The following is a 16194-nucleotide window of genomic DNA, read 5'->3' on the forward strand; positions in this document are numbered from 1 at the left end:
GGGTCCTAGTGAGAGTGTTCCTGCCTGCGAGCAGGCATACCGCACGATTTTAGCGGTGTGCCGCCGAAACCCGGAAACCGGCAGGTCAGGACGTCCGCAAAGGACCGTTCACCGCATCGCGGGACCGGTCGCCGGCCGGCGGCCCGGTGACCGCCCCGGTACGCGAAAGAGCCCCTGCCCAGCGGGAGAACGCTGGGTGCAGGGGCTCTTTCGGAAGACCGTCGGGTCAGTTCTTCTGGATCTGGTCGAAGCTGAGCTCGACCGGGGTCTCGCGGCCGAAGATCTCGACGAGGCCCTTGACCTTCTTGGAGTCCGGGTTGATCTCGTTGATCGTGGCCTGGAGGGTCGCGAAGGGGCCGTCGGTGACCGTGACCGAGTCGCCGACCTCGAAGTCCAGCACCTGGACCTCGACCTTGCGCTTCGTCGCGCCGCCCTCGCCGCCCTCGGCGGACCCGCCCTGCTCCTCGGCCTCGGGAGCGAGCATCTTGGTGACCTCGTCCAGCGTCAGCGGGTACGGGTCGTAGGCGTTGCCGACGAAGCCGGTGACGCCGGGCGTGTTGCGGACGACGCCCCAGGACTCGTTCGTCAGGTCCATGCGCACCAGCACATAGCCGGGGAGCTTGTTCTGACGGACGGTGCGGCGGTCGCCGTTCTTGATCTGGACGACTTCTTCCTGGGGCACTTCGGCCTGGTAGATGTAGTCCTCGACGTTCAGTGAGACGGCGCGCTGCTCCAGGTTGGACTTCACGCGGTTCTCGTAGCCCGCGTAGGTGTGGATGACGTACCACTCGCCGGGCAGGGCACGCAGCTCGTCGCGGAAGGCCGCCACCGGGTCCACCGGGGCCTGCTCCTCCGCGGTCTCCTCGTCCTCGCCCTCGACGGCCGCCGTCTCGTCCACATCCTCGTCGACGACCTGCACCGCGTCCTGCTCGGCCGGCTCACCGGCGGCCTGGTCAGCAGCCTCGGCCTGGTCGATGTCGCCGTCGGCGGCCTCGACGATGTCGAGCGCGGTGTCGTCGCCCTCGACGGTCTCGTCGGCGTCGTACAGGTTCGGGTCAGACACGGTCGCTGCTTCTTCCTTCAAGATGTGGAACAGGCGGTCCGGCACCACGGGTGCCCTCCGCGAGGGGAATCACCCGAAGATGTACGAGACGCCCTTGTTGAGTCCCCAGTCAATCACGGTCACGATCGCGATGATGACCACAACGAAGACAATCACCACGCTGGTGTACGTGCTGAGCTCGTTGCGCGTCGGCCACACGACCTTGCGGAGCTCCGCCACGATCTGGCGGTAGAAGAGCGCGAGGCGGGCCAGAGGGCCCTTCTTCCCGCGCTTGCCGCCGCGACGAGCCTTCTTGGAGCCGTCGTCCGCGGAGCCGTCGTCAGGACGACCGCTTTCAGGTGTTGCGGTCGAGCCCAGGGCTTCCGTCACTCGTCCTCACCTGAATCCGATTGATTGCCGATACAACAAAGAAGCGTGTGCCTGCGAACAGCAGGGTCGGAGGGACTCGAACCCACAACCGCTGGTTTTGGAGACCAGTGCTCTACCAATTGAGCTACGACCCTTTGAGTGTCCCCCAACGTACCGCATCCGGCCGAGTGCACGATGTGCACAGGCATGATCGGCTCGCGGGGGCCATCGACGGATGAGTGTACGTGTTCCGGGCCCGGCCGTCGAATGCGTTGCGTGTTCGGCGCGGTTGGGCTCGGTTCTGCCCGGAAGGTGAACTCGTGTGCCCGGGGCCCCCGCGGTCTGCGACGATGCAGACATGACCGCAGCAACTGAACGACGCGTGTCGGCCCGCATCGGGTCGATCTCCGAGTCCGCGACGCTCGCCGTGGACGCCAAGGCCAAAGCGCTCAAGGCCGCCGGGCGACCGGTCATCGGCTTCGGTGCCGGCGAGCCCGACTTCCCCACGCCCGACTACATCGTCGAGGCGGCCGTGGAGGCGTGCCGCAATCCGAAGTACCACCGCTACACCCCCGCCGGCGGGCTGCCGGAGCTGAAGGCCGCGATCGCCGCCAAGACGCTGCGCGACTCCGGCTACGAGGTCGACCCCTCCCGGATCCTGGTCACCAACGGCGGCAAGCAGGCCATCTACGAGGCCTTCGCCGCCATCCTCGACCCGGGCGACGAGGTCATCGTCCCGGCCCCGTACTGGACGACGTACCCGGAGTCGATCCGGCTGGCCGGCGGTGTCCCGGTCGCGGTCGTGGCCGACGAGACGAGCGGCTACCGGGTCACCGTCGAGCAGCTGGAAGCCGCGCGCACCGAGAACACCAAGGTCGTGCTCTTCGTGTCGCCGTCCAACCCGACCGGCGCCGTCTACAGCGAGGCCGAGACCGAGGCGATCGGCCGCTGGGCCGTCGAGCACGGCCTGTGGGTGCTGACCGACGAGATCTACGAGCACCTGGTCTACGGCGGCGCCTCCGCCGTCTCGCTGCCCGCGCTCCTGCCCGAGCTGCGCGACAAGTGCATCGTGGTCAACGGCGTCGCCAAGACCTACGCCATGACCGGCTGGCGCGTCGGGTGGGTCATCGGGCCCCAGGACGTGATCAAGGCCGCGACCAACCTCCAGTCGCACGCCACCTCGAATGTGAGCAACGTCGCACAGGCCGCCGCCCTGGCCGCCGTCTCCGGCGACCTCGAGGCCGTGGCGCGGATGCGCGAGGCCTTCGACCGGCGCCGGCAGACCATCGTGCGGATGCTCAACGAGATCCCGGGCGTGGTGTGCCCCGAGCCGGAGGGCGCGTTCTACGTGTACCCGTCGGTCAAGGACGTGCTCGGCAAGGAGATCCGCGGCAGGCGGCCGCAGAGCTCCGTGGAGCTCGCCGAGATCATCCTGGAGGACGTCGAGGTCGCGGTCGTACCGGGCGAGGCCTTCGGCACTCCGGGCTATCTGCGTCTGTCGTACGCGCTCGGTGACGAGGACCTGGTCGAGGGCGTCTCCCGGATCCAGAAGCTGCTGGGCGAGGCCAAGGCCTGACGCATCGGCGCTGTCGCGGGCCCCGGCCGGGTCGGCCGGGGCCCGCGCGCGTGTGCGGGCAAGCCCTCGTTCGGGGAAAGCGCTACCGGCACCCTCGGCCGATGCGGCAGGATCTCTGAATGGCACGCGATGTTTCCCTCCTCCCCAAGGCGCACCTGCACCTGCACTTCACCGGCTCGATGCGGCCGGCGACCCTGCTGGAACTGGCCGGCAAGTACGGGGTGCACCTCCCCGAGGCCCTGACCTCCGGCGAGCCGCCGAGACTCCGCGCGACCGACGAGCGCGGCTGGTTCCGCTTCCAGCGCCTGTACGACATCGCGCGATCGGTGCTCCGCACCCCCGACGACATCCGGCGGCTGGTGCGGGAGGCCGCGGAGGAGGACGCCAGGGACGGTTCGGGGTGGCTGGAGATACAGGTCGACCCGACCTCGTACGCGCCCCGGCTGGGCGGGCTGATCCCGGCCATGGAGATCATCCTGGACGCGGTGGAGAGCGCCTCCCGCGACACCGGCGTGGGCATGGCCGTGGTCGTGGCCGCCAACCGCACCAAACACCCGCTCGACGCCCGCACGCTGGCCCGGCTCGCGGTGCGCTACGCCGGCAACGGCGTGGTCGGCTTCGGGCTCTCCAACGACGAACGGCGCGGCCTGGCGCGGGACTTCGACCGGGCCTTCGCCATCGCCCGTGAGGGCGGCCTGCTGGCGGCCCCGCACGGGGGCGAGCTGTCCGGTGCGAGCAGCGTCCGTGACTGCCTCGACGACCTGCACGCGAGCCGTATCGGGCACGGCGTGCGGGCCGCGGAGGACCCGAGGCTGATGGCGAAGCTCGCCGAACGCGGCGTGACCTGCGAGGTCTGCCCCGCGTCCAATGTCGCCCTGGGCGTCTACGAGGAGCCCGGGGAAGTACCGCTGCGCACGCTCTTCGACGCCGGGGTGCCGATGGCCCTGGGCGCGGACGACCCGCTGCTGTTCGGCTCGCGGCTGGCCGCTCAGTACGAGCTGGCACGGGATACGCACGGCTTCGGCGACGCCGAGCTGGCCGAGCTGGCCCGCCAGTCCGTACGCGGGTCGGCGGCCCCGCAGGGGGTGCGCAGCAAGCTGCTGGCCGGCATCGACGACTGGCTCAGCGATTGATTCCGGCCAGTACGGTGCGGGCGATGGCGGCGGCGAACTCCTCCAGCGGCCGGTCGTCGACGGGTTCGCCCAGATAGCAGTTGAGGAAGCCGCGCTGATAGCACGCACCGAGCAGCAGCGCGGCCGCCGCGTCGGTGTCGGCGTCGGCGCGGATGCGGCCGCCCGCGCGCTCCGCGCGCAGGTAGCGGGACAGGGCGTGCAGCGGGACGACCGGCCCGCGGTCCAGCGGGCGCAGGGCCTCGCGGTGCCGGGCCAGCAGGGCGGGTTCGGCAAAGAGCGAGGCGGCGATGGGCACGCTGGACTCGTAGAAGAGCACTGCGGTGCGCGCGATGTCGGCGAGGCAGCTCTCGACGCTGCGGCCGCCCGGGTCCGCCGTCAGTTCGGCCATCAGCGGCCCGAGCCGGGGCGCCCGCTCCGCCAGGACGTGGACGAAGAGCTCCTCCTTGTTGGCGAAGTGCTTGTAGAGCGCGGCCTCTGAGCAGCCGGCCGCCTTGGCGATCTCCTTGGTGGTCGTCCTGGCGAGGCCGATCGTGCGCATCAGGCGGTCGGCGGCGTCCAGAATTCGCTGCCGTGTGGGCGTTGACTCGGGGGTGAGCATGCGCTCACCCTATTAGTGAGTGAATACTCACCCACCTATCCCTCGGGGAGATCTGCGATGGAACTCACGGTGTTCGGAGCGACCGGCGGCATCGGACAGGAGATCGTGCGTCAGGCGCTGGCGCAGGGCCACGGCGTGACCGCGGTGGTGCGCGACCCGGCCCGGCTGCCGGTGACCGGCACCGGCCTGCGGGTGGTCACCACGGCGCTGACCGATCCCGAACCGCTGCGCACCGCGGTCGCCGGGCGGGACGCGGTGCTGTCCGGGCTCGGTCCGCGGCGGCGCAAGGACGCGGGGATCGCCACCAGGATCACCCGTCCGGTCCTGCGCGCCATGGAGGCCGAGGGCGTGCGCCGCTTCGTCGCGGTCAGCGCGGCGCCGCTGGGCCCCGTCCCGGACGGCGAGACGCTGCTCGGGCGGATCGTGACGTCCGTGGTCTCCGGGCTGCTGCGGCCGGTCTACGACGACCTGCGCGAGATGGAGGACGAGATGCGCCGCAGCGCCACCGACTGGACCGCCGTCCGGCCGCCGAAGCTCAACGACAGGCCGCTGACCGGGGTCTACCGGACGGCCCTGGGCGCCAACCTGCGCGCCGGCCACAGCATCGGCCGGGCCGACGTCGCCCACGCGATGCTCGCCGCGATCGGCGACACCGCGACGGTGAAGCAGGCGCTGGGCGTGGCGTACTGACGCCGGGCGCTACCGGCCCCGGAAAATCGCTTCCCGCCCGCCGGGCCGCTGCGGCATCGTTCCCGGCATGACACACACGCCACGCCTGGAGACGATCACCGCCGGCAATCTCGACGCGGCGCTCGGCCTGAGGGTCAGGACCGGGCAGGAGCACTTGGTCGCGCCGGTCGTGAAGTCCCTCGCCGAGGCGTACGTCCATCAGGACACCGCCTGGCCGCGGCTGATCACCGACGACGGCCGGGCGGTCGGCTTCGTGATGGCGTTCCTGGACATCGACTGGACCGGCGACGGCACGGGCCGTGACGTGCGGTCCGGTCTGTGGCGGCTGCTCGTGGACGCGCGGGAGCAGGGCCGCGGTTACGGCCGCTTCGCCGTCGCTGAGGTCGCCGCCGGGATCCGCCGGCGCGGAGGCACCCGGATGACCAGCACATGGGTGCCGGGTCCGGGCGGTCCCGGGCGTTTCTACGAGACTCTCGGCTTCCGCCTGACCGGGGAGACCAGCGGGGACCAAGTGGTCGGTGAGCTGGAGCTCGGCGACCTCGGTCCCGGCTCCGGCTCCGGCTCCGGTCCCGGCCAGGTCAGACGCTGACGCCGACCGTCACCGGCTCGTTGACCAGGGTGACGCCGAAGGCCTCGTGGACGCCGGCGACGACCTCGCGGGCGAGCGCCAGCAGGTCGGCGGTGGTGGCGGAGCCGCGGTTGGTCAGGGCCAAGGTGTGCTTGGTGGAGATGCGGACGGGGCCGCTGCCGTACCCCTTGGTGAACCCCGCCTTGTCGATCAGCCAGGCCGCTGAGGTCTTGATGTGGCCGTCGCCCGCGGAGTAGGCGGGCGGCTCGGTGTCCGGGCCGTGGCGGTCGTGGACGCGGCTGAGGAAGTCGGCGTACGCGGCCTCGGTGAGGATCGGGTTGGTGAAGAAGGAGCCCGCCGACCAGGTGTCGTGGTCCTCCGGGTCCAGCACCATGCCCTTGCCGGAGCGCAGCTTCAGCACCGTCTCGCGGGCGGTGGCCAGGGCCACCCGGTCGCCGGTACCGACCCCCAGGGCGCGGGCCACCTCGGCGTACTTCACGGGGGCGGACATGCCGCCGGCGTCCTCCAGCGCGAAGCGGACGCGCAGCACGACGTAGCGCGCGGGATCCGCCTTGAAGCGGCTGTGGCGGTACGAGAAGGCGCATGCGGCGTTGTCCAGCGTGACGGTCTCCCCCGCGACGCGGTCGTACGCGATCACTTCGGTGATCGTGCTCGCCACTTCCTGGCCGTACGCGCCCACGTTCTGGATCGGCGTGGCCCCGGCGGAGCCCGGGATGCCCGCCAGGCACTCCACGCCCGCCAGGCCCGCCTCCACGGTGCGGGCGACGGCGTCCGTCCACACCTCGCCCGCGGCCAGCTCCAGTGCGGTGCCGTGCAGTTCGAAGCCCCGGGTGGCGATGCGCAGCGCGGTGCCCGCGAAGCCCTCGTCGCCGATGACCAGGTTGCTGCCGCCGCCGATGACCAGCAGTGGTGTCCCGGACGCGTCCGCCTCCCGGACCGCCTCGACGACCTCGGCGTCGGTGGTCGCGGTCACCAGGCGGGTGGCGGGGCCGCCGAGGCGGAAGGTGGTCAGGGGCGCGAGCGGGGCGTCGTGGAGTACGTGCACGGCATTCAGAGTACGGGGCGGACGGCGCCCGCCAGGGCCCCGCCCGCCCGCTCCCGGTTCGCTCCGCCGCCGCTTACAGGGCCTCGAGGATCGTGGCGTTGGCGAGCCCGCCCGCCTCGCACATGGTCTGCAGCCCGTAGCGCGCGCCGCGGGCCCGCATGGCGTGGACGAGGGTGGTCATCAGCCGGGTGCCGCTGGCCCCGAGCGGGTGGCCCAGCGCGATGGCACCGCCGTTGACGTTGACCTTGGCCGGGTCGGCACCGGTCTCCTGCTGCCAGGCCAGGACGACGCCGGCGAAGGCCTCGTTGACCTCGAACAGGTCGATGTCGTCCAGGCCCAGCCCGGCGCGGCGCAGCACCCGCTCGGTCGCCGGGATGACGCCGGTCAGCATCAGCAGCGGGTCGGAGCCGGTGACGGCGAAGCTGTGCAGCCGGGCGAGCGGACGCAGGCCGAGGCGCTCGGCGGTCTCACCGCTCATGATCAGGACGGCGGAGGCGCCGTCGTTGATCGGGCTGCTGTTGCCGGCGGTCACCGACCAGTCGATCTGCGGGAAGCGCTCGGCGTACCCGGGGTGGGCGAAGGCGGGACGGAGCCCGGCCAGGACCTCCGGGGTGGTCGTGGGGCGCACCGACTCGTCGGCGGTCAGCCCGGCGAGCGGGGCGACCTCCGCGTCGAAGGCGCCCGCCGCCCACGCCGCGGCGGCCTTGCGGTGCGACTCGGTGGCGAAGACGTCCATGGCCTCACGGCCGAGCGACCACTTGGCAGCGATCAACTCGGCGCTGATGCCCTGCGGGACGAGCCCTCCGGGGAAGCGCTCCGCGATGCCGGGCCCGAACGGGTCGGAGCCGGGAAGCACGCTGGACCCCATCGGCACCCGGCTCATCGACTCCACTCCGCAGGCCACGACGATGTCGTAGGCGCCCGCGATGACGCCCTGCGCGGCGAAGTGCACGGCCTGCTGCGAGGACCCGCACTGGCGGTCGACGGTGGTGGCCGGGACCGAGTCGGGGAAACCGGCGGACAGCCAGGCCCAGCGAGTGGTGTTCATGGCCTGCTCGCCGACCTGGCCCACGGTGCCGCCGACGACGTCGTCGACCAGCGCCGGGTCGATGCCGCTGCGACTGACGAGCTCCGCGAGGGTGTGGGCGAGCAGTTCCACCGGGTGCGTGCCGGCGAGCGCCCCACCGGTCTTGCCCTTGCCGATGGGGGTGCGGACGGCTTCGACGATGACGGCGTCACGCATGAGGGTCGCCTCCTGGGGTGAGGGTGGGGTTCCGGGGGTTGATTTGAATATCCAACTAACTCCCTACTCCAGAGTAGGACCAGTCGATTTGAAATCACAACCTGCCATGTGAGACTGGACCGGTGAGCCCGACCACAGCCCGTCCCGCACTCCCCGGGCGCCCCTGCTCCGCCGCCGCCGCGCTCCAGGTCGTCGGGGAGAAGTGGGCGCTGCTCGCGATGCGCGAGATCCTCTACGGCAACCACCGCTTCGACGCCATCGCCCGCAACACCGGCGCGCCGCGCGACCGGCTCACGGCGCGGCTGCGCGCGCTGGAGGAGGCCGGCGTCATCGAGCGCCGCGCGTACAGCGAGCGCCCGCCGCGGTACGAGTACCACCCCACCGCCGCCGGCCTGGACCTCACCGAGGTCCTCCGCGCCCTGGTCAGATGGGGCGACACATGGATCGTCGACGAGCCCCCGGTCACCTTCCGCCACCACGACCACCTCTTCGACCCCGTGGAGACGTGCCGCACCTGCGGGGAGACGGTGGGCGAGGGCAGCCTCGCGCTCACCCTCAACACCCCGGACTGGGACCACAGCGGCCCCGTCGGCTGATCCGCCGGCGTCAGATGAACGCCGTGCGGCCCCACCCCGGCTCGGGGGTGGGGCCGCACGGGCGTCGGCGTCACTGCTCCGCGCCCACCGGAAGCCGCGCGTCCCCGGCCGCGCCGGCCTTCTCCGCGGCCGCCGCGGCGGAACGCCGCCCCGGTACGAGGAGTGCCGCGACCGCGCCGATACCGACCGCCGCCGCGCCGGCCCAGAGGGCGGGGGTGATGCCGTCCACGAAGCGGGTGGCGGACTCGTAGCCGCCCTGGGCGGAGAAGACCGCCGCCAGACCGGCCACACCGAGCGCGCCGCCCACCTCGCGCAGGGCGTTGTTGGCTCCCGAGGCGATGCCCTGCTCCTCCGGGCGAACGCTGCTCATGACGATGTTGGCGCTCGGCGCGAAGTACAGGGCCATGCCGACACCGCTCACGACGAGCGCCGGGATCTGCGCTCCGTAGGACACACCCGGCTCGATGACCAGGGCGAAGAGCCCGAGCCCGACCGCCTGGAGGGCGAGTCCCGCCGCGACGACCGGGCGGCCGCCGATCCGGTCGGAGAGGAAGCCCGCGATCGGCGCCACGATCATCGGCATGCCGGTCCAGGGCAGCATCCGCAGCCCCGCCTCCGTCGGGGTGTAGCCCGCGACGCCCTGCAGGAACTGGCTGAGCAGGAAGATCGACCCGAACATCCCGAGGAACATCAGCAGGCTCGCCGCGTTGATCGCGGCGAACGCGCGGCTGCGGAACAGCCGCATCGGCAGGATCGGATTGCGGGCCCGCATGCCGTGCCGCACGAAGAGGGCGAGCAGGACGCCGCCCGCGATCAGGCCGCCGAGCACCGGCCCGCTGGTCCAGCCGTCGGCGTTGCCGCGGACCAGGGCGTAGACGATCCCGAAGAGGCCGGCGCTGGCGAGCAGCGTGCCGGGCACATCCAGCCGCGGGTTGGGGCCGCGGCTCTCGGCCAGGCGCAGCCGGGCGAGCGGGATGAGCGCCAGACCGAGCGGGACGTTGACCCAGAAGATCCACTGCCAGGAGATGTGCTCGGTCAGCGAGCCCCCGATCAGCGGGCCGGCCGCGACCGCGAGGCCGTTGACCGCGCCCCAGATGCCGAAGACCATCCCGCGCCGCTGCGGCGGCACCGCGGCCGACAGCAGGGTGAGGGTCAGCGGCATGAGGATGGCGGCGCCGACGCCCTGGACCGCGCGGGCCGCGATCAGCTCGCCCATGCCCGGCGCGAGCGCGGCGCCCGCGGAGGCGGTGGAGAAGACGCCGAGCCCGACCAGGAACATGCGCCGGCGCCCGAAGCGGTCGCCCAGGGCCGCGCCGAACATGAGGAGGACGGCGAAGGTGAGCGTGTAGGCGCTCACCGTCCACTCCAGGTCCTCCAGGGCACCGCCCAGGTCCTTGCGGATGGAGGGCAGCGCGGTGGTGACCACGAGGTTGTCCAGCGCGGCCATGAAGCCGGCGACGCTGGTGATGAGCAGGGCCCAGCCGATACCCCCGCGTCCCGCGGGAGCGTCCTGCCGCTTGTCTCGCTGTGCCGGTTCCATGGTCCTGGTTCCCCCAAGCTTATTAGTAATTGATCAATAACTTTCGCGGACAGACGTCCGCCCGGCAGGGCCCGGCCGGCAGGCGACCAACCGGCCCTTCGTCTATGCGCTCAGTGCCCGCCGGCCGGGGGATTCCCCGGGAAGCGGTCGGCGTAGAGCTCCTCGATGCCCGTCCAGCAGCGCGCGCCGGGCGGGACACCCAGCGCGACCAGCACGTTCACCAGCATCCCGGTGCCGAAGAACTCGGCCACCCCCCGCTCGCCCACCCCGGTGCGCACCGTGACGTACTCCCACAGCCCCAGCCAACCGCTGCGGCAGGCGTCGCGGATCTCCTCGTCGTCGACGGCGGCCACGTACATCTGCAACTGCATCCGCAGGACGTCGCCGCCCGTGATGAGCTCCTGGTACGAGCCGCACATCGCCTCGAAGGCCTCCTCCCCCTCCAGGCCCTGCGCCGCCTTCTCGAAGTGCGCCTCGATACTGCGGACGCACCGCTCGGCCACGGCCAGGAACAGCGCCTTCTTGTTCGGGAAGAGCCGGAAGAGGTACGGCTGCGACACCCCCATGCGCTTGGCGATGGCGCCGGTGGACGTGCCGTGGTAGCCGCCCATGCCGAACTCCGTCATCGCGGCGCGCACGGCCGCCTCGCGGCGTTCGTCCGCACTCATCCGCATTCCGTCGCTCGCCATACTTAGTAAGTTATCAGTCACTAACAAGGTAGAACAAGGGAGAGACGGCGGGACACCCCGCCGCCTCCCCCTGCGTACGCCGGTACGGTTACGCCAGCCGGACCACCGCGCGGGACATGCCCAGCACCTTCTGCCCGGCACTGACGGCCGTCACATCGACCCGCACCGTGCGCTCGTCGTCGTCCAGCTTGGCCGCGACCTTGGCGCTGACCTCGATGAGCGCGCCCTCCTCGCCGTCGGGCACCACGACCGGCTTGGTGAAGCGCACCCCGTAGTCGACGACCGCGCCCGGGTCGCCCACCCAGTCCGTCACCACACGGATCGCCGAGGCCATGGTGAACATGCCGTGCGCGATCACGTCCGGCAGGCCCACCTCCTTGGCGAACCGCTCGTTCCAGTGGATCGGGTTGAAGTCACCCGAGGCACCCGCGTACCGCACGAGCGTGGCGCGATTCACAGGGAACGACCGCGCCGGCAGTTCGGTGCCGACCTCGACCTCGTCGTAGGAGATCTTCGCCGCCATCAGCTCACTCACCCTCCGGCGCGCGCGCCACCAGCTTGGTCAGCGCGGTCACCACGTGCTCGCCGCTCTCGTCGTAGGCCTCGCCGCGGACATCGATGACATCGTTGCCCGCGAGCGACTTGATCGCGTCGATCGCGACCGTCACGGACAGCCGGTCACCGGCCCGTACCGGGCGGGTGTAGGCGAACCGCTGGTCGCCGTGGACGACCCGCCCGTAGTCCAGTCCCAGCTCCGGGTCGAGGATGACCTGCATCGAAGCCTTGAACGTCATGACGAAGGCGAAGGTCGGCGGGGCGATCACATCGGGGTGCCCGAGCGCCTTGGCCGCCTCGGGATCGATGTAGACCGGGTTCGGGTCGCCGATCGCCTCGGCGAACTCGCGGATCTTCTCCCTGCCGACCTCGTACGGAGCGGTGGGGGGATAGCTCCGCCCCACGAACGACTGGTCCAGCGCCATCGGCACCTCCTGGAGCTGTGGTGGTTCCTGGTCCAACAACGCCGCGAGGCCGCCCCTGGAGTACAGGGACGGCCTCGTCGGACTACTTACGGCCTGTGTCAGCGCGTCTCGCGGTGCGCAGTGTGCGCGTTGCAGCGCGGGCAGTGCTTCTTCATCTCAAGACGGTCCGGGTCGTTACGCCGGTTCTTCTTCGTGATGTAGTTCCGCTCCTTGCACTCCACGCAGGCCAGCGTGATCTTCGGGCGGACGTCGGTGGCGGCCACGTGAGTGCTCCTTGACGAACGGTAATAAGGTTTCGAACACGGAAAGAGTAGCCGATTGAGGGACCGATCCCACAATCGGCTACGCAAGGTAGCGGCGACCGGACTTGAACCGGTGACACAGCGATTATGAGCCGCTTGCTCTACCGACTGAGCTACGCCGCTTCGATGAGGAGATCACCCGCCGGGAGGCGGGTCACCTGATCATCAGAGCCCCAATACGGAATCGAACCGTAGACCTTCTCCTTACCATGGAGACGCTCTGCCGACTGAGCTATTGGGGCGAGCGAGGAAGACATTACACGGTCCGTCGCCGAAGGTGAAATCCGTATCTAGTGGGCACCGGGCGCGTCCCTCCGGGGACGGCCGCACGCCACCCACCCGGTCCCGTACGTCACTTGACAGCACCAGTACGACTATTCTCTCTTCCCGGACGGATCGGGCACCGGCCCCTAGGCTCGGAACTGCGTGATCTTGCCTCCGGCCCCGAGGAGCGCGATGACCGACAGCCAGCCGCAACCGCCCGCCGACCCGCTCCGCGGCGAATCCGCCCCGGCGCCCGCACTCCTGCTCTGCGGGGGCCGCCTCGTCGACGGCCGGACGGTCGACGTGCGCCTGGCCGGGCCGCGGATCGAGGCCGTCGGCACCGCGGGCAGCCTCACCGGTGACGGACAGACACCCCGTGTCGACCTCGCCGGCTACCTGCTGCTGCCCGCCCCCGCCGAACCGCACGCCCACCTCGACACCGCCCTGACCGCCGACTGCGCCGGGCCGCCCTCGTACGACGGCGAGGAGGTCCAGCGCCGGGTGACCGAGGCGGCCCTCCTCCAGCTCGGCCACGGCGTGACCGCGGTGCGGGCCCACGCGCGGATCGGCGACGTGCAGGGGCTGCGCGCGGTCGAGGCCGTCCTCCAGGCCCGGCGTGCTCTGCGCGGGCTGATCGAGGTGCAGGCCGTCGCCGTGCCCCGGGTGCTCACCGGCGCGGCCGGCGCGGACAGCCTCGCGATGCTCCATGACGCGCTGAAGATGGGCGCCGGCGTGGTGGGCGGCTGCCCCGACCTGGACCCCGATCCCTCCGGGTACGCGGAGGCGGTGCTCGGCGTCGCCGCGGAGTACGGCCTCCCCGTCGACCTGCACACCGACGCATCCGACCCCGCCCGGCTCTCCCGGCTCGCCGCCATGGCCGGGGGCCTGCGGCCCGGGGTCACCCTCGGGCCGTGCGGGGGGCTGGCCCTGCAACCCGCCGACACCGTCACCCGGCTCGCCGGGCAACTCGCGGCCGCCGGGGTCTCGCTGACCGCCCTGCCGCAGGGCGGCTGCGGCGCCATGGAGTCCGTGCGGCGCGGTACCACCGCCCCGGTGCGCGCCCTGCGCGCGGCGGGGGTGCGCGTCGCCGCGGGCAGCGGGGCGCTGCGCGACCTGACCAATCCGGTGGGCCGGGGCGACCCCCTGGAGGCCGCGTTCCTGCTCGCGTCGCACGGCGAGTGCTCCTCCGCGGAGGCCTATGACGCGATCAGCCGCGAGGCCCGGGCCGTCATGGGCCTGCCCGAGGTGCGGGTCGAGGCGGGCTTCCCCGCGGAGCTGCTGGCGGTGCGCGCCGAGCGCCTGGAGAACGCGCTGTCGCTCGCGTACAGCCGGGTCGTGATCCACCGGGGGAGGGTGGTCTCCCGCACCAGTGCCGTCCGCGAGTTCACCGACACGCTCGCGCTCGACCTGCCACGACAGTCCAGGAGCCGCCGAGATCCGGCATGAGGCGTCCGGCGGGCGTACGGTCGATGGCATGCGCACTGTGATCGCTGGTGGACATGGACAGATCGCGCTGCGGCTGGAGCGGCTGCTCGCCGGGCGCGGTGACGAGGTGGCGGGCATCATCCGCAAGCCCGAACAGGCCGCGGCGCTGAGAGAGGCCGGCGCGGAGCCGGTCGTCCTGGACCTGGAGTCGGCCTCGGCCGGCGAGGTCGCGGACGTCCTGCGGGACGCCGACGCGGTGGTCTTCGCCGCGGGCGCCGGACCCGGCAGCGGTGTCGCGCGCAAGGAGACGGTCGACCGGGACGCCGCCGTGCTGCTCGCCGACGCGGCCGAACGCGCGGGCGTGCGCCGCTATCTGATGGTCTCGTCGATGGGCGCCGACTCCGATCCCCGGCCGGGCACCGACGACGCGTTCGCCGCCTATCTGAAGGCCAAGGGCGCCGCCGACGCGGCGGTGCGGCACCGCAGCGCCCTGGACTGGACCGTCCTGCGGCCGGGCCGGCTCACCACCGACCCCGGCACCGGGCGGGTACGGCTCGCCGCGTCCACCGGGTACGGCTCGGTGACCCGCGACGACGTCGCCGCGGTCCTGGCCGAGCTGCTGGACACCCCGTCGACGGCCGGCCTGACGCTGGAACTGATCGGTGGTCACACCCCGGTGCCGGTCGCGGTCAAGGACGTCGCCGGCAACTGAACGTCACTTCATTCGTTTGGCCGTCACAGTGAGCGACCACCCGTGGCGGCCTCTTGAATGGCCTCATCAGTCTCATTTCGGTCGTGGCGAAACGCCGCGGCATGCACGAAAGAGGTGTCCGATGAGGCGTATTGAACGATCGGGTCGGGACGACACTCCGCCCGGCATATCCCGCACCGGCCGCCGCCATCGCTGGCGGCGGTTCGCCGTTCTGGCCCTCGCCCCCTTGCTGGCGCTGTCCGCCACCGGAGCGACCGCCCAGGGCGTGTGGCTGACACTTCCCTCCATCCCCACTGCCCGTTCGGGCCACGCGGCGGCGACGGCGCCGTGCCCGGGGGGACTGCAGAAGGCGTGCGTGTACGTGTTCGGCGGGCGGCTCAGCGCCAACCCTCCCCCCACCACCCTCCCCCATGAGTTCGAGGCCTACAGCCCCGCCAGCAACGCCTGGGCCACGCTGGCCCCGCTGCCCACCCCGCGCGAAGGGCTCGCGGGGCGCGGGGCGCCCTGCCCCGGCCGGCTCCTGGACGGGTGCGTGTACGCGATCGGTGGGGCCGACGACACGGGACCGCTGGACACCGTGGAGGCGTACAGCCCGACCACGGGCGCCTGGGCCACCCTGACGGACCTGCCCACCGCCCGTACGGACCTCGCTGCGGCCAAGGCGCCCTGCCCCACCGGGGTCGGCCTCCGCGGCACCTGCGTCTACGCACTCGGCGGCCGGGACGCAAGCGGTCCCCTCACCACGGTGGAGGCGTACAGCCCCGCCACCGAGACCTGGGCCACCGTGCACCCCCTGTCCGTGGCCCGTGCCGACCTCGGCGCCGTGGGCGCCCCCTGTCCTCCCGGGCTGGGCCTGCACGGCGGCTGCGTGTACGCCATCGACGGCGCCGGTGACGGCTCGGTGGAGGTCTACAGCCCCGTCACGGACGCGTGGATGACGCTCCACCCGCTCCCGGTATCCCACGGCGACCGCCCGGCCGTGGTCGCGGCGCCCTGCCCGGGCGGACTGGCGGGTGGCTGCGTGTACGTCGCCGGCGGATCGGACCCGGCCTTCCGGGCCGTCCACGCGTACAGCCCTGTCACCGACTCCTGGATCACCCTGCCGCAGCTGCCCACCCCGCACCGGCGGACGGCCGGCGCAGTGGCGCCCTGCCCCAAGGACTCCACGAGCCCTTGCGTGTACGTCGTGGGCGGGCTGCCCGACAACGGAGGCGTGGCGACCGGGGCGACCGAGGCGTTCGCGGTCGAGCACGACCCGCAGCGTCCCGAAGGTCCCGGCGGTCCCGGCGGTCCTCGCGGATGAGCGGCCGACCGCTCCCGCCCCAGCGCCCTTTGGCACATCCTCCTGCTCCCTCTGCATGAGCACGTACCCCGCAACTCCCTTTGGGGGCGCGGCGACAG

The 16194-nt window shown here is 72.0% G+C and carries 18 protein-coding genes and 3 tRNA genes; 8 read left to right on the forward strand and 13 right to left on the reverse strand.

The annotated features are described in order from the left end of the window. Positions 1-226 precede the first annotated feature (226 nt). The 3 genes from nusG to RV983_RS15735 form a co-directional block, all read right to left on the reverse strand. Entirely contained in the window at positions 227-1063 is an 837-nt protein-coding gene (gene nusG / locus RV983_RS15725) for a transcription termination/antitermination protein NusG (RefSeq protein ID WP_475986413.1), read from the reverse strand. Between the two features lie 69 nt (positions 1064-1132). Continuing rightward, on the reverse strand, positions 1133-1432 hold the full coding sequence (gene secE / locus RV983_RS15730; protein ID WP_475986414.1) for a preprotein translocase subunit SecE: 300 nt from the start codon (positions 1430-1432) through the stop codon (positions 1133-1135). A 61-nt stretch (positions 1433-1493) separates the two neighbouring features. Further along, positions 1494-1566: transfer RNA gene (locus RV983_RS15735), tRNA-Trp, on the reverse strand. 203 nt (positions 1567-1769) lie between these two features. Between RV983_RS15735 and RV983_RS15740 the strand changes: the two genes are divergently transcribed. Then, positions 1770-2987, forward strand: coding sequence for a pyridoxal phosphate-dependent aminotransferase (locus RV983_RS15740; RefSeq protein ID WP_475986415.1), 1218 nt, complete (start codon positions 1770-1772; stop codon positions 2985-2987). A gap of 119 nt (positions 2988-3106) precedes the next feature. Next, positions 3107-4120 (forward strand): adenosine deaminase, encoded by a 1014-nt coding sequence (locus tag RV983_RS15745; protein WP_475986416.1) that lies wholly within the window; start codon positions 3107-3109, stop codon positions 4118-4120. Here the strand turns inward: RV983_RS15745 and RV983_RS15750 are convergent. Beyond that, entirely contained in the window at positions 4110-4718 is a 609-nt protein-coding gene (locus RV983_RS15750) for a TetR/AcrR family transcriptional regulator (RefSeq protein WP_475986417.1), read from the reverse strand. The genes RV983_RS15745 and RV983_RS15750 overlap by 11 nt on opposite strands. 57 nt (positions 4719-4775) lie before the next feature. Here RV983_RS15750 and RV983_RS15755 point away from each other — a divergent pair, with 57 nt between their 5' ends. Both RV983_RS15755 and RV983_RS15760 read left to right on the forward strand, forming a co-directional pair. Beyond that, a complete protein-coding gene (locus tag RV983_RS15755; RefSeq protein WP_475986418.1) occupies positions 4776-5408 on the forward strand; it encodes an NAD(P)-dependent oxidoreductase in 633 nt (210 codons plus the stop codon). A gap of 67 nt (positions 5409-5475) precedes the next feature. Next, the gene (locus RV983_RS15760; protein ID WP_475986419.1) at positions 5476-5997 is read left to right on the forward strand and encodes an N-acetyltransferase family protein; all 522 of its coding nucleotides are present in this window, start codon (positions 5476-5478) and stop codon (positions 5995-5997) included. Here RV983_RS15760 and RV983_RS15765 read toward each other — a convergent pair. Both RV983_RS15765 and RV983_RS15770 read right to left on the reverse strand, forming a co-directional pair. After that, entirely contained in the window at positions 5987-7042 is a 1056-nt protein-coding gene (locus RV983_RS15765; RefSeq protein ID WP_475986420.1) for a UDP-N-acetylmuramate dehydrogenase, read from the reverse strand. The two genes, RV983_RS15760 and RV983_RS15765, sit on opposite strands and share 11 nt — an antisense overlap. Before the next feature lie 73 nt (positions 7043-7115). Continuing rightward, positions 7116-8285, reverse strand: coding sequence for a thiolase family protein (locus RV983_RS15770; RefSeq protein ID WP_475986421.1), 1170 nt, complete (start codon positions 8283-8285; stop codon positions 7116-7118). Positions 8286-8407: 122 nt separating this feature from the next. Between RV983_RS15770 and RV983_RS15775 the strand changes: the two genes are divergently transcribed. Next, positions 8408-8881, forward strand: coding sequence for a winged helix-turn-helix transcriptional regulator (locus RV983_RS15775; protein ID WP_475986422.1), 474 nt, complete (start codon positions 8408-8410; stop codon positions 8879-8881). Between the two features lie 70 nt (positions 8882-8951). Here RV983_RS15775 and RV983_RS15780 read toward each other — a convergent pair whose 3' ends face one another. The 7 genes from RV983_RS15780 to RV983_RS15810 all read right to left on the reverse strand — a co-directional run bounded on the left by RV983_RS15780 (position 8952) and on the right by RV983_RS15810 (position 12634). Beyond that, positions 8952-10421, reverse strand: a complete 1470-nt coding sequence (locus RV983_RS15780) for a DHA2 family efflux MFS transporter permease subunit (RefSeq protein WP_475986423.1) — start codon at positions 10419-10421, stop codon at positions 8952-8954. A 110-nt stretch (positions 10422-10531) separates the two neighbouring features. Then, the gene (locus tag RV983_RS15785) at positions 10532-11089 is read right to left on the reverse strand and encodes a TetR/AcrR family transcriptional regulator (RefSeq protein WP_475986424.1); all 558 of its coding nucleotides are present in this window, start codon (positions 11087-11089) and stop codon (positions 10532-10534) included. A 109-nt stretch (positions 11090-11198) separates the two neighbouring features. Further along, a complete protein-coding gene (locus tag RV983_RS15790; protein ID WP_475986425.1) occupies positions 11199-11633 on the reverse strand; it encodes a MaoC family dehydratase in 435 nt (144 codons plus the stop codon). Between the two features lie 4 nt (positions 11634-11637). Continuing rightward, positions 11638-12090 carry an FAS1-like dehydratase domain-containing protein gene (locus RV983_RS15795; protein WP_475986426.1) on the reverse strand — a complete coding sequence of 151 codons (453 nt, stop codon included), beginning with the start codon at positions 12088-12090 and terminating at the stop codon, positions 11638-11640. Positions 12091-12188: 98 nt separating this feature from the next. Further along, a complete protein-coding gene (rpmG, locus tag RV983_RS15800; RefSeq protein WP_004571794.1) occupies positions 12189-12353 on the reverse strand; it encodes a 50S ribosomal protein L33 in 165 nt (54 codons plus the stop codon). Between the two features lie 89 nt (positions 12354-12442). Continuing rightward, positions 12443-12515 (reverse strand) — tRNA-Met (locus RV983_RS15805). 46 nt (positions 12516-12561) lie between these two features. Beyond that, a tRNA-Thr gene (locus RV983_RS15810) sits at positions 12562-12634 on the reverse strand. Between the two features lie 214 nt (positions 12635-12848). Here RV983_RS15810 and RV983_RS15815 point away from each other — a divergent pair. From RV983_RS15815 to RV983_RS15825, 3 genes are all read left to right on the forward strand, one after another. Further along, complete coding sequence (locus RV983_RS15815; RefSeq protein ID WP_475986427.1) at positions 12849-14102, forward strand: amidohydrolase family protein; 1254 nt, start codon at positions 12849-12851, stop codon at positions 14100-14102. A 28-nt stretch (positions 14103-14130) separates the two neighbouring features. Beyond that, a complete protein-coding gene (locus RV983_RS15820) occupies positions 14131-14793 on the forward strand; it encodes an SDR family oxidoreductase (RefSeq protein ID WP_475986428.1) in 663 nt (220 codons plus the stop codon). A 121-nt stretch (positions 14794-14914) separates the two neighbouring features. Then, positions 14915-16096, forward strand: coding sequence for a Kelch repeat-containing protein (locus RV983_RS15825; RefSeq protein ID WP_475986429.1), 1182 nt, complete (start codon positions 14915-14917; stop codon positions 16094-16096). The last annotated feature ends 98 nt before the right edge of the window (positions 16097-16194 follow it).

Source organism: Streptomyces sp. RLA123 (assembly GCF_056270165.1).

What these genes read in the sequence shown, in the direction of transcription:
- RV983_RS15790 (WP_475986425.1), bottom strand. Translation starts at nt 11,633, where the DNA reads ATGGCGGCGAAGATCTCCTACGACGAGGTCGAGGTCGGCACCGAACTG.
- RV983_RS15785 (WP_475986424.1), bottom strand. Translation starts at nt 11,089, where the DNA reads ATGAGTGCGGACGAACGCCGCGAGGCGGCCGTGCGCGCCGCGATGACG.
- RV983_RS15745 (WP_475986416.1), top strand. Translation starts at nt 3,107, where the DNA reads ATGGCACGCGATGTTTCCCTCCTCCCCAAGGCGCACCTGCACCTGCAC.
- RV983_RS15825 (WP_475986429.1), top strand. Translation starts at nt 14,915, where the DNA reads ATGAGGCGTATTGAACGATCGGGTCGGGACGACACTCCGCCCGGCATA.
- RV983_RS15770 (WP_475986421.1), bottom strand. Translation starts at nt 8,285, where the DNA reads ATGCGTGACGCCGTCATCGTCGAAGCCGTCCGCACCCCCATCGGCAAG.
- RV983_RS15755 (WP_475986418.1), top strand. Translation starts at nt 4,776, where the DNA reads ATGGAACTCACGGTGTTCGGAGCGACCGGCGGCATCGGACAGGAGATC.
- RV983_RS15750 (WP_475986417.1), bottom strand. Translation starts at nt 4,718, where the DNA reads ATGCTCACCCCCGAGTCAACGCCCACACGGCAGCGAATTCTGGACGCC.
- RV983_RS15815 (WP_475986427.1), top strand. Translation starts at nt 12,849, where the DNA reads ATGACCGACAGCCAGCCGCAACCGCCCGCCGACCCGCTCCGCGGCGAA.
- RV983_RS15780 (WP_475986423.1), bottom strand. Translation starts at nt 10,421, where the DNA reads ATGGAACCGGCACAGCGAGACAAGCGGCAGGACGCTCCCGCGGGACGC.
- RV983_RS15740 (WP_475986415.1), top strand. Translation starts at nt 1,770, where the DNA reads ATGACCGCAGCAACTGAACGACGCGTGTCGGCCCGCATCGGGTCGATC.
- RV983_RS15795 (WP_475986426.1), bottom strand. Translation starts at nt 12,090, where the DNA reads ATGGCGCTGGACCAGTCGTTCGTGGGGCGGAGCTATCCCCCCACCGCT.
- RV983_RS15820 (WP_475986428.1), top strand. Translation starts at nt 14,131, where the DNA reads ATGCGCACTGTGATCGCTGGTGGACATGGACAGATCGCGCTGCGGCTG.
- RV983_RS15760 (WP_475986419.1), top strand. Translation starts at nt 5,476, where the DNA reads ATGACACACACGCCACGCCTGGAGACGATCACCGCCGGCAATCTCGAC.